Annotated in this window: 6 protein-coding genes; 3 read left to right on the top strand and 3 right to left on the bottom strand. The window is 38.7% G+C overall.

Going from position 1 to position 13,147, the window contains the following annotated elements; translation table 11 throughout:
- Window positions 1-260: 260 nt before the first annotated feature.
- The gene (locus GOQ16_RS14030; RefSeq protein WP_160069860.1) at window positions 261-1,727 is read right to left on the bottom strand and encodes a glutamate synthase subunit beta; all 1,467 of its coding nucleotides are present in this window, start codon (window positions 1,725-1,727) and stop codon (window positions 261-263) included.
- Window positions 1,728-1,746: 19 nt separating this feature from the next.
- Complete coding sequence (gltB, locus tag GOQ16_RS14025; protein ID WP_192922536.1) at window positions 1,747-6,246, bottom strand: glutamate synthase large subunit; 4,500 nt, start codon at window positions 6,244-6,246, stop codon at window positions 1,747-1,749.
- Between the two features lie 205 nt (window positions 6,247-6,451).
- On the opposite strand from gltB, the gene GOQ16_RS14020 reads away from it, so the two are divergent.
- Together GOQ16_RS14020 and GOQ16_RS14015 are read left to right on the top strand one after the other, a co-directional pair.
- Window positions 6,452-7,549: a mandelate racemase/muconate lactonizing enzyme family protein gene (locus GOQ16_RS14020; protein WP_160069859.1), complete on the top strand. Its 1,098-nt coding sequence runs from the start codon at window positions 6,452-6,454 to the stop codon at window positions 7,547-7,549.
- A 51-nt stretch (window positions 7,550-7,600) separates the two neighbouring features.
- Entirely contained in the window at window positions 7,601-8,611 is a 1,011-nt protein-coding gene (locus GOQ16_RS14015) for a LacI family DNA-binding transcriptional regulator (RefSeq protein ID WP_160069858.1), read from the top strand.
- Here GOQ16_RS14015 and GOQ16_RS14010 read toward each other — a convergent pair.
- A complete protein-coding gene (locus GOQ16_RS14010; protein ID WP_160069857.1) occupies window positions 8,600-9,901 on the bottom strand; it encodes an MFS transporter in 1,302 nt (433 codons plus the stop codon). The genes GOQ16_RS14015 and GOQ16_RS14010 overlap by 12 nt on opposite strands.
- A gap of 233 nt (window positions 9,902-10,134) precedes the next feature.
- On the opposite strand from GOQ16_RS14010, the gene GOQ16_RS14005 reads away from it, so the two are divergent.
- Entirely contained in the window at window positions 10,135-13,140 is a 3,006-nt protein-coding gene (locus GOQ16_RS14005) for a SusC/RagA family TonB-linked outer membrane protein (protein WP_160069856.1), read from the top strand.
- The last annotated feature ends 7 nt before the right edge of the window (window positions 13,141-13,147 follow it).

Genomic DNA, 13,147 nt, shown 5'->3' with positions numbered 1-13,147 from the left:
AATAAGTAAGAAAATAGCCATAAAACGAATTAGAATTAACAAATAAAATTAAATATCCGTTTTACCGGACAACAATGATTATTAATGTAAGATTTAGAAGTGTTTTTTAATTTTTAAAATAAAGTACGGGTTTAATGTTTAATGGGGTATAAAACTTGATTCTGAATAATTTTTATTGAAAAATACTTTAAAAAAATAATTCCCTTTTTTACGAATGTAATAAAAGGGAATATTAAAAAAATATAGATGATGATTAGTTTCTATGCATATGTATAGACAGCTTCTTTACTTTCTAATACCGTCGAACCCATTAAGAATTCATCCACTTTCCGCGCACATTCGCGACCTTCTGAAATCGCCCATACTACTAATGATTGACCGCGACGCATATCGCCAGCAGCGAAATATTTGCTTGCACTAGTTTGGTAAGAACCTTCTACAGCTTTAACGTTTCCTCTTTCATCCAATGCGATGCCTAATTGTTGTAAAAGTCCATCATATTGTGGGTGTAAGAATCCCATCGCTAATGTTACCAATTCGCAAGGAATTTCACGTTGAGAACCTTCAACTTCTTTGAATTTCGTAGGTCTGCCTAAAGCGTCAGTTTCCCATTCCAAATCAACAACTAAAGCAGCGCGAAGATTACCGTTTCCGTCTCCTAAGAATTCTTTGGTGCTGATACTCCAATGTCTTTGACATCCTTCTTCGTGCGAAGTCGTTGTTTTTAACAACATCGGATAAGTCGGCCAAGGCATAGCAGCTGAACGAGATTGTGGTGGTTGCGGCATCAATTCAAACTGTGTCACGGATTTAGCACCGTGTCTGTTTGAAGTACCTACGCAGTCAGATCCAGTATCACCGCCACCGATTACCAATACATTTTTGCCAGTAGCTAAGATTTCTTCTGTTTCGATAGGAGATTTACCTACACGTTGGTTTTGTTGTTTCAAGAACTCCATTGCATAGTAAACGCCTTTTAGTTCGCGTCCAGGGATATTCAAATTACGAGGAATTGTAGAACCTCCAGACAATACTACAGCATCATATTGATCCAATTCAGATGCTGGTACGTTTTTACCAACTTCTGCATTTGTACGGAATTCAATTCCCGATTCTTTCATTACGTCCACGCGTCTGTCGATAACCGATTTATCTAATTTGAAATCAGGAATTCCATAGCGCAATAATCCGCCAACTTTGTCATCACGTTCGTACACAACAACATCGTGACCTGCTTTGTTTAACTGTGCTGCAGCAGCAAGTCCAGCAGGACCGCCACCAACAACAGCAACTTTTTTACCAGTTTTTATTGCAGACTTATTAGGTTGTACATAGCCTTTTTTGTACGCAATCTCAATGATATGTTTTTCGATTTCCTCAATGGCTACAGGATTTTTGTTGATACCCAATACGCATGCGGACTCGCATGGCGCAGGACAAATACGGCCTGTAAACTCTGGAAAGTTATTAGTTGATGATAATATATTGTATGCTTCTTCCCATTTGCCGTCATACACAGCATCGTTAAATTCAGGAATGACATTTCCAAGAGGACATCCTGAGTGACAGAATGGAATACCACAGTTCATACAACGTGCAGCTTGATTGTTCAATTGCTCGTCAGAATAAGTGTGTACAAATTCTTGGTAATTTTGTTTTCTATTTTCTACAGCCTCTTTTTGAGGAAGTACCCTATCGAATTCTAAAAATCCAGTTGCTTTTCCCATGATTTTATTTCCTCTTTAATTAAGCTACAACCATTTTTTTCAATAACACATTTTTATATTCACGAGGGAATACCTTGATGAATCTGTTCTTTTCGGTAGTCCAATTCTCTAAGATATATGATGCTCTCGCGCTTTTTGTCAAATTCACATGACGTTTTAATAGCGCGATGATTTCAGTTTCATCTTCAGTTTCAAGTGGGTCAAGATCCACCATTTCTTGGTTGCAATTTTCTTTGAAATTACCATTGATGTCATAAATCCAGGCTATACCACCACTCATACCTGCTGCGAAGTTTCTACCTGTGCCACCTAAGATTAAAGCACGGCCACCAGTCATATATTCACATCCGTGGTCTCCTATTCCTTCAACAACTGCCGTAGCTCCCGAGTTACGAACTGCAAAACGCTCGCCAGCCATACCATTGATAAACAAGTGACCTGAAGTCGCGCCATATAAGGCTACGTTACCAATAATAATGTTTTCGTGAGGTGTTAACGTGCTTTCTTTAGCAGGATAAATTGCTAATTGTGCACCTGATAAACCTTTACCTACGTAATCGTTCGCTTCACCTTCTAATTCGAATGAAATACCTTTTGTATTAAATGCTCCGAATGATTGACCAGCAGAACCTTCAAATTTGAAGTTGATTGTATTGTCAGGCAAACCTTCCGAACCATAAATTTTTGATATTTCGTTTGAAAGTAAAGTTCCGATTGTACGATCCGTATTTTTTACGATAAATGTTCCGAATACTGGAGTTTTAATATCTAAAGCATCTTTAGCTTGTTTTAACAATCCCCAATCTAGGATCATGCTCATGCCATGATCTTGTTCTTCGGTATTATAAAGAGATTGACCAACTTCGTTGCGTGCTACGTGTAAGATTCCTGAGAAATCTACTTTGGCAGCTTTCCAATGCCCTACATCTTCGCGTTTTTTCAAGAATTGTGCGCGACCTACCATTTCATTGATAGTACGGAATCCTAATTGAGCCATAATCTCACGCATTTCTTCTGCCAAGAAATGAAACAAATTCACGATATCTTCTGGTTTTCCAGAGAAAAGTTTACGCAATTCAGGATCTTGCGTGGCAACACCTACTGGACACGTATTCAAATGACATTTGCGCATCATAATACATCCGCCAGCAATTAATGCCGCTGTAGCCACACCCCATTCTTCAGCACCCAATAAAGTTGCGATGATTAAGTCCCGACCAGTTTTCATTTGACCGTCTGCTTGTAATACAACTCGACTACGTAGTTTATTTTGCACTAATGTTTGGTGCGCTTCAGCCAAACCAAGTTCCCAAGGAAGACCTGCGTGTTTGATTGAGCTGATAGGAGAAGCTCCAGTACCGCCGTCGTATCCTGCAATCAAGATTACATCAGAGTGCGCTTTCGCAACACCAGCAGCAATTGTGCCTACACCTGCTTTCGATACCAATTTCACATTGATACGTGCATCGCGATTGGCATTTTTCAAATCGAAAATCAATTGTGCTAAATCCTCGATTGAGTAAATATCGTGGTGTGGAGGCGGAGATATAAGACCTACACCTGGCGTAGAGTGACGTGTTTTAGCGATCCAATCGTCAACTTTGTGTCCTGGTAATTGACCACCTTCCCCTGGTTTAGCACCTTGCGCCATTTTGATTTGGATCTCATCGGCTTGAGTCAAGTAGTTTGATGTAACACCAAAACGTGCAGAAGCTACTTGTTTGATTGCCGAACGCATTGAGTCTCCATTTGGTAACTTTTGGTAACGGATTTCATCCTCACCACCTTCACCAGTATTGGATTTACCACCGATGCGGTTCATTGCAATAGCTAATGTGCTGTGTGCTTCATGTGAAATAGAACCGAAAGACATCGCTCCAGTAGCAAAGCGTTTCAAAATTTCGCTTGCTGGTTCTACCTCGTCAATAGAAATTGAGTTTCTATGTTTTGCAAAATCCAATAATCCGCGAAGCGTAAACATTGCTTCTTTTTGGTTATTGATTAATGCAGAATATTTTTTAAATGATTCGTAGTCATTGTTACGACAAGCTTGTTGTAACAAGTGAACAGTTTGTGGATTCCACAAGTGACCTTCGCCGCGACGTTTCCATTGGTAAATACCACCTTCTGGCAATAATGGTTTCACATTGCGTGGTGCTTCAAACGAACGCCAGTGCTTAGTTAGTGCTTCGCGTGCGATATCATCCAAAGCCAATCCGCCAATGCGTGATACTGCGCCACAGAAATATTTGTCCACTACAGATTTATCGATACCTAATACCTCAAATATTTGAGCACCATGGTACGATTGCAATGTTGAAATACCCATTTTAGAGAATATTTTCAACAAGCCATTACAAACTGCTTTTACGTAGTTTTTGCGTAATACTTCCCATTCTAACTCTGTTTCAAGTTGACCTTCTGCTTTTAACGTACGGATACTAGCTAATGCTAAATATGGGTTGATTGCTGTCGCTCCGAAAGCCAACAAACATGCGAAATGGTGTACTTCCCAAGCGTCACCCGCTTCTACGACCAAACCTACCGCACCACGGTTACCTGTTTTGATCAAGTGGTGGTGTACTGCTGATACCGCCAGAATTGAAGGGATAGCTGCGTGTTGAGAATCAATAGCACGGTCTGATAAGATAATGACTTCGAATCCATCACGTACCGCATCATCTGCATAACGACATAATCTTTCGATACCTGCTTCTAATGAACCTGGCTTGCCATCTGCACGGAAGTATGATTGTAATGTTTTCGCTTGGAAAACTCCTGTATCTATAGAGCGTAATTTCTCTAATTCGCTTGAAGTTAAGATTGGATGCTCCAACGTCACGCAATGACAAGATTTTTTGTCTTCGACAAGAATATTGCCTGAATTACCTATAAAAGTAGCCAAACTCATTACCAAACGCTCACGAATTGGGTCGATTGGTGGGTTCGTTACTTGTGCAAAAAATTGTTTGAAATAGCTAGAAATGTGTTGCGGTTGATCCGACAATACAGCTAAAGGAACATCCGTACCCATAGAACCGATGGGCTCGTAACCAGTAGTTGCCATTGGTGTTAATATTGTCTCAATGTCCTCTCTCGAATAACCAAATGCCTGTTGGTATTTGAAAACAGATTCTTTTGACAGGTATGTAAACGTAACACGCGGCTCCGCTAATTCTTCTAGTTTAATTTTATAATTGTTGATCCATTCACCGTAAGGTTGTTGACGAACTAATTCGCCTTTAACTTCTTCGTCTGTACGGATTATTCCAGCTTCCATGTCTACCACGAAGATTTTGCCCGGCTGTTGACGACCTTTTTTGATGATAATAGATTCATCAATTGGCAATGCACCAGCTTCGGAAGCTACAATTACGCGATCATCAGAAGTTACTGCAAAACGTAAAGGACGTAACCCGTTTCTATCTAAAGTAGCACCGATAATTTTACCATCTGTGAAACACAATGCTGCTGGACCATCCCATGGCTCCATCAATGTCGCGTGGTATTCGTAGAATGCTCTTTTTAATGGATCCATTTGTGTATTGCCGTCCCATGCTTCAGGAACTAACATCAACATCACGTGTGGCAAGCTGCGTCCACTGTGCAATAGAATTTCAACTACATTATCCAGACAAGCTGAATCGGATTGACCTTTGTCCACCACTGGCAACAAAATTTCCATTTCTTCTTTTGTAAAATACGGAGAAGAAAGAGAGCGTACTGCTGCGTAGAACCAGTTTAAGTTACCCGTCAAGGTGTTGATCTCACCATTGTGCGCCATCATACGGAAAGGCTGTGCCAATGACCATGATGGAAATGTATTTGTAGAGAAACGCGAGTGTACCAAACCGAAAGCAGATACGACACGTGAATCTTTTAAGTCTTTATAATATGTGCCAACTTGATAAGTTGTCAATTGACCTTTGTAAATAATTGTTTTGCAAGAAAGCGAAGCGATGTAGAGCGGAAGAGGGTATTCTTGGGTTGATTTGATTTTTTGGATTATAAGTCTTCGGAGAACGTATAATTTTCTTTCGAAATCTTCTGTGTTTGTCACTCCTTCAGGTCTTGACACGAAGAACTGAACGATTTCAGGTTCTGCGCTTAGAGCTGTAGGTCCAATTCCTTCTTTGTTTACTGGAACAGCTCGAAAACCTAAGAAATCCATTTTTCTATCTGCGGCTGCTTCTTTTATAACTTGACGACATAGGTCGTTTAGCGTTTTTTCTTTTGGTAAAAATACCATACCCACACCATAGTATCCAGGCTCTTGAAGTTGTATGCCTAGATCAATGCATTCTTCCCACAAAAATTCATGTGGTACTTGAATCATTATTCCTGCACCATCACCACTTTCAGGATCACATCCGCAAGCCCCGCGATGTTCCATGTTTTCTAGCATAATCAAGGCGTCACGCACTTGGTTATGCGATTTTTTACCTTTTATATGTGCTACAAAACCAACACCACAAGCGTCGTGTTCAAATTCTGGGTTGTAAAGTCCTTCTTGCTGCATTCTTATATAAATTATGTTACCTAATTAGAGTTTGCTAATATAAAAATTTTCAACCAAAATAATTGAAATATTTTCAATAAAGTTTAATATAATTTGATTTATTTTTAATCCTGTAGCTTTTTTTAGACTCAATTTGTATTTATTTCGTAGTTTGATTGGTAATATGGAATTTCATTCGTTTTTTTGTCCTTCTATACAAACAGTTATGATTATTACAGAAATTCAAGTCTACCGCCTTAGTATTCCTATGGAACCATTTGTTATCGCTACAGGTACAATGGATTATGCGCAGAACACCTTTATTAAGCTAATTACAGACACAGCGCATTATGGCGTAGGAGAATGTTCGGCATTTCCTATGATTGTAGGAGAGACACAAAATACCTGTTTGGCAATAGCACAAGACTTTGCAAAAATTTGGAAAGGCAAAGATGCCTTGGCTTTGGAAGAGCGTTTAGCTGAATTGCATTTATATATTGCTGGCAATGCAACAATAAAGTCAGCATTTGATATGGCATTGTATGACCTAGCGGCGAAAGCAGCATGCTTACCATTGTATCAATATTTAGGTGGAAAGAAGAAAGATATTGTAACAGATATTACCTTAGGTATAGCCTCGCCTGAAGAATTGGCGCAAAAAGCATTGAAATTAAAAGATGGTGGTGCTTTCGCTTTAAAGGTGAAATTGGGTAAGAAGCCGCAAGATGATATTGCGCGTATCAGAGCGATTCGTCAAGCTGTAGGTTTTGATATTCCAATTCGTATAGATGCAAATCAAGGCTGGTCTTATGAAGGAGCTATCGAAGCTCTTCAAGGTTTAGAGGCTTATAAAATTCAATTTTGCGAGCAACCGATGCGAACGTACAATGATCATCTTTTGCCTGAATTGCGTACGCAAACTATTGTACCGATTATGGCAGATGAGTCTGTTTATTCGCATCATGATACCGAACGTCTTTGCAAAGCAGATGCTTGTGATTATATCAATATTAAGTTCTCAAAATCTTCAGGTATAAACGAAGCCTTGAAAATTCAGGCAGTAGCTGCCGAATACAATATTCCGTGTATGATTGGTGGAATGCTAGAATCTCGTTTGGCATTGGCAGCAAAAGTGCATTTTGCATATGCATCACCGAATGTTAAATTCTATGATTTGGATACGTGCATGGTCGGTCATCTTGAAGATCCCGTAATTGGAGGCGTTCAATATAATGGTTACGAGATACATATTTCGGATGATATAGGAATCGGAGCGGATATCAAGCAGGAGTTTTTAGATAAATGCGATAAATGGGTGATTTAATCATCCATTTTTTGTTTACTTTGTTTTCCAAAATATCAGAAACCTAAAATTATGAGTAAAGTAGATATTATATCCATAGCTAAAGCTTTAAACTTATCAAAGTCAACTGTTTCTCGTGCTTTTCAAGAGAAAAGTGATATAAATCCAAATACTCGTAATCGAATTTTGGCGTATGCCAATGAAGTTAATTACCGCCCAAACCATTATGCTAGTAATTTGCGTGAGCAAAAGAGTAAAACTATTGCAGTTGTGGTTCCCGAATTAGAAAACAACTATTTTACGCAAATAATCAAAGGTGCCGAAGAGATTGCAAAGCGTGAAGGCTATCATATTTTGATTTATGCTACGGACGATGATATTAACAAAGAGCGCGAATTTATAACCAGTATTTCGAATGGTAAAGTGGATGGTGTGCTAATGTCGGTTGTCGGTGAACGAGATAACCACAGTTATCTGCATAATATAGACTTGGTAAAAATGCCTATTGTTTTTTTTGATCGTGTATATGACGATGTGGATATTACGAAAATTGTCACAGACGATTACCAGAGTAGCTTTAATGCGACGGAACATTTGCTATTAGGGGGCTGTACTTCCATAGCGTATCTTGTGGTTGACAAAGATCATTCTATTGGCAAAGAAAGAGCTTTGGGGTATAAAGACGCCCTTAAGAAATACGATATCGCGATTCAAGAAGAGCTAATAGTTGACTGTTCGAATTCTTACGATGAAAATTTTAATATCATCAAAGAAGTTCTGCTAAATCATAAACCCGATGCGGTATTTGCTTCAGTCGAACGTCTGGCTTTTTCTACCTATTTTGTGTGTAACGATTTGGATTTAAATATTCCAAGAGATCTGAAAGTGGTCGCATTCTCCAGTCTTCAGATTGCGGAGCTTCTGTCGCCTCCGCTTTCTACAGTGACGCAGCCGGCAGAGCAAATAGGACAAGAAGCAGCCAAATTATTGCTAAATAAATTAAAAGGCGAACAGCAAGAATTGGGTACCAATACGATAGTTTTGAAGTCAGAATTGCGCATTCGCAAATCGTCACAATTTTAGAGACTTACTAAATATAAACGCAGTGGATCCAGCTATTAATAATGATATTCCCGCAATTATAATCGCAAATATTGCCCTTCCCTGAAAGTAATCTTGTATAAGAATACCACTGCTTAAGCCGACTAATATTTGTGGTACTGTAATGAATAAGTTAAATATTCCGAAGTACAATCCAATTTTTTGCTGCGGAATCAGTCGACTTAATAAAGCAAATGGTGAAGCTAAAATACTTGCCCAAGCTATTCCAATACAAACCATTGGGATATACAGTTGATCAACAGCTTTACTGTTAAATACAACCAACAACCCGACTCCTCCAATAAACAATGCGATCATGTGCGTAGTGATAACATTCGTTTTCTTATATAAATAGGGCAAAAGTAGAGAGAATAGACTTGCAGCCAAATGGTAGCATCCGAATAAAATTCCTGTATAATTAGCAGCTTCGGCATACAATTTTGATTGGGATGAATAATCAAACTCCGCATAAATATGTTGGGCAATGGCTGGTGTCATATAGATCCAAACTAAAAAGAATCCAGCCCAGCTAAAGAATTGTATTAATCCCAATTGCCACATTTTTTTAGGAATCTGCGGCAGATAAAAAGTCTTGCTTGATTTAAGTTGAGATGTGGATATGGGCTTTATGCTATTAGATGTAATTGCTTTTGCTGTGATTAACACGGTGATCAACAATAGAGATGCACCAATATAGAAAGACCATTTTACATTATCGGCAATCTGTTGTGATTCTGAAGTGGTGCTAAAGGATAGAAATTCGTGTAATATATAAGGCAATGTTGATCCTATAATGGCTCCTATACTTATTAAAAAAGTTTGAATCGCAAATCCCTTGGGCTGCTGAAATGTGGGAAGGTAGTCTGTGATAGCTGCGCGAAGCGGATGCATGCTGACATTAAAAGATAAGTCTATGATAATAATCAGCAATGCGCCTATCAAAAGGGGAGACCATAGTGCGAGAAGAACGTCTGAATTTGGTAAGGCAAACAATGATAAAGCACACAAAATTCCACCTGTCAGTAGATAGGGAACTCTAGTGCTACCCGAATTCACATTTCTATCACTCCAATAACCGATTAGGGGTTGAATAATTGCTCCTGAAAGCGGAGCTATAAGCCAAAAAAGTGAAACTTGTGTGAGATCTGCTCCATAGTTTTGGAGTATACGCGTTACATTTCCCGCTTGTAATGCAAAACCAATTTGTATCCCTAGAAAGCCAATACATAATGAAGTGATTTGTAGCGTGGACTTGGTCGTTTTTTCTTGCATAAAATGGGTTTGGAGCTAGTAATATAGAAACTTATTTTGAAAATTTCGAAATACTTATGTTGAATAAATTTTTGGTTTAAATAAATTTAATTTCTATCTTTATGTCAAGTGTTTGGGAACGTTCCCAAAGATTGTGGTAACCAAAAGAAAAACAAAAGCTATTATGTAACTGTTCTATTCATTATAGAATGTTTACCTGAATACATCTATTTTATAAACCAAAAACTCAAATTATGCAAAACTTTACATTTCGTAATTCGTTGCTTTTCTATTTGTTTTTGCTTCTCAACCTGTTCTCATTTTCTGGTTATGCTTCGTCGAATCTACAGGCGAATTCCATTGCTGGTAAAATCACGGATGGGAATGGAGGAGCAGTAGTAGGGGCAACTGTAAGTATTAAAAATTCAGCTACCGCAACTTCAACAGATGCGAATGGTGATTATTTGTTGACTAATGTACCGCAAGGGAGTCAAATAGTTGTCGTGAATATGATTGGATATGAGAAATCAGAAACCAGTATCAATGTAGTCGCAGGAGCAAATAAGTTGGATATTGTCTTAATATCAGCTTCTGATGAATTGGAAGAGGTCGTAGTCATAGGATACGGTACAGCTAGACGTAAGCAAGTGACGGGTTCAATTTCCAGTGTTACGCCAGAAGAATTCAATAGAGGGGTAGTGAGTTCTCCAGACCAATTGTTGGCAGGTAAGGTAGCGGGTCTTACGGTGAACAGATCTGGTGGTGATCCAACTGCCGGGGCGACGATGCAATTGCGTGGACCTTCTTCTTTGACAGCGAGTTCTTCGCCATTATATGTCATTGATGGAATTGTAGGCGCTAATATTGAATTGATTGCGCCAGATGATATTGTATCGATGGACGTGATGAAAGATGCATCTTCGACAGCAATTTACGGTTCGCGCGCAGCCAATGGAGTAATTTTTGTGACGACCAAAAGAGGTAAAGCAGGTGCACCTGTACTTTCATACAGCGGGTATGCTGCATCAGAATCAGTTTCTAATCGTGTGAATGTATTAAGTGCTGCAGAGCATAAGGCTTTTGTCGAAGCAAATGGTCTTGCAGTAGCGCCGACTGAAACAGGCTACGAAACGGATTGGCAAGATGCTATCACCAGAAATGGTGTATCGCACAACCATAATTTATCGCTGACAGGTGGAAGTGAAGGCACACGATACAATGCTTCTGTGAATTACTTCAACAATCAAGGTATTGTGAAGCGTAGTGGTGTAGAAAAAATTGTTGCGCGTGTAGGCGTTGATCAAAACGCTTTTGAAGATCGACTGAAATTATCATTTAATTTAGCGAATAGCATCAATACATCTACGCATATCGATTATGGTATTTTTAATGGCGCAGCGCGTTTTGTGCCGACTTCGCCGATTATGACCGATGATCCAGGATATGCACAATATGGGGGCTATTTTCAAGTCGTAGGTCGTACAGGCTATATGAATCCAGTTTCGATGTTGAATCTTCGTGATGAAAACAGAAGTAATAACACGTTGCTTGGAAACTTCAAAGCAGATTTGAAGCTTGTTGATGGCTTAGTTTGGTCGAATGTTTTGTCTTACCAACGTACGCATTGGGACAAGAATTATTATATGGCGCGTACTGATTTTGATTCTTTCGCTTTAGGAAGAGGATTTGCAGATCGTACAGCGTTAAAACATATTGACAAAATTTTAGAATCTTATTTGAATTATTCTTTCACTTCAGATTTACACACATTTGAGGCGATGGCAGGTTATTCTTACCAAAAAACTAAGAATGATGATGGTCTTCGCGGTACATCTGTAGGCTTCATGTCAGATGATTTGTTGGATAATAATTTGAATTTGGGTTCTTTGCCCGAAGGGTACAATCCATACAGTGATTTTCCACACATCAAAGAATCATTATTAATTTCTGGATACGGTCGTTTGGGCTACAATTACGATGAGAAATACTTGTTAAGTGCTTCTATTCGTCGTGATGGTTCATCCAAATTTGGGGTGAATAACAGATGGGCAACATTTCCATCCATTTCTGCGGCCTGGCGATTAACACGTGAAGATTTCATGCAAGACCAACAATTATTTTCTGAATTGAAAATAAGAGCAGGTTATGGTGCATCGGGTAACCAAAATATTGATCCTTACCGTAGTATTATTTTGTTTGGACCACGTGATGGACAATTTTTCTACAATGGTAAATGGGTAAATGCATATGGTGTAAGTCAAAATGAAAACCCAGATTTGAAATGGGAAAGCACATCCATGTTTAATGTAGGTTTGGATTTCGAATTGTGGAGAGGTCGTATTGGTGGTACAATTGAGTATTACAATAAAGAAACCAAAGACCTATTGTATGAATACGATGTACCTTCTCCTCCTTATCAATTCAACAGATTATTGGCAAATGGTGCAAGTATGAGTAATAAAGGAATAGAAGTGGTGTTGAACGCTAATGTATATTCCAATGAAAATTTCCGCTATTCCACTACTGTGAATTTTGCAAGAAATGTAAACGAAGTTGGTTCACTTTCTTCTAACATTGAGAATATCGGTGTGTCACAACGTTATGAAGGTGGTATAGGTTTGGAAGGATGGACTGGGCAAACTGCATCAATTGTATTGCCAGGTCAACCTTTAGGAACTTTCTATGTGGCTAAGTATGTAGGTTACGACGAAGTTGCGAAACGTACAATTTATCAAAAACCTTCAGGCGAATTGGTAACGCAAGATCAAATTTCTGCTCCAGACGATTACCAAATTATGGGATATGCGCTTCCTAAATTTACCTATGGCTGGAATAATAATTTCAGATACAAAAGTTGGGATTTAAATATTTTCTTAAGAGGCGTATACGGTAATCAGATCTTCAATGCTACACGTGCAGATTTATCAAGATTGCAACAGGCGAATGTGACTAACATTTCAAAAGACGCGTTAGAAGAAGGGATTTTCGAAACACCATTGATCGCGTCGAGTAGATTCTTAGAAGATGGTTCATTTTTGCGTCTAGATAATATGACTTTAGGTTACCGATTCAACACAAGTCAAGCTAAATATTTCAAGCAAGCGCGATTGTATTTGACTGCACAAAACTTATTTACATTGACTGATTACACGGGCGTAGATCCAGAGTTGAGCCTAGGCGGATTATCTCCAGGTATTGATAATAGAAGTTATTATCCAAAAACTCGTTCGTTCATTTTTGGTGTCAATTTTACATTTTAATACGTAA

The organism is Sphingobacterium bovisgrunnientis (genome assembly GCF_009829085.1).
GTDB classification, from domain to species: domain Bacteria; phylum Bacteroidota; class Bacteroidia; order Sphingobacteriales; family Sphingobacteriaceae; genus Sphingobacterium; species Sphingobacterium bovisgrunnientis.
Note: the sequence above shows the minus strand (reverse complement) of the source record. Positions and strands in the feature narration are given on the sequence as shown.

What these genes read in the sequence shown, in the direction of transcription:
- GOQ16_RS14020 (WP_160069859.1), top strand. Translation starts at nt 6,452, where the DNA reads ATGATTATTACAGAAATTCAAGTCTACCGCCTTAGTATTCCTATGGAA.
- gltB (WP_192922536.1), bottom strand. Translation starts at nt 6,246, where the DNA reads ATGCAGCAAGAAGGACTTTACAACCCAGAATTTGAACACGACGCTTGT.
- GOQ16_RS14010 (WP_160069857.1), bottom strand. Translation starts at nt 9,901, where the DNA reads ATGCAAGAAAAAACGACCAAGTCCACGCTACAAATCACTTCATTATGT.
- GOQ16_RS14005 (WP_160069856.1), top strand. Translation starts at nt 10,135, where the DNA reads ATGCAAAACTTTACATTTCGTAATTCGTTGCTTTTCTATTTGTTTTTG.
- GOQ16_RS14015 (WP_160069858.1), top strand. Translation starts at nt 7,601, where the DNA reads ATGAGTAAAGTAGATATTATATCCATAGCTAAAGCTTTAAACTTATCA.
- GOQ16_RS14030 (WP_160069860.1), bottom strand. Translation starts at nt 1,727, where the DNA reads ATGGGAAAAGCAACTGGATTTTTAGAATTCGATAGGGTACTTCCTCAA.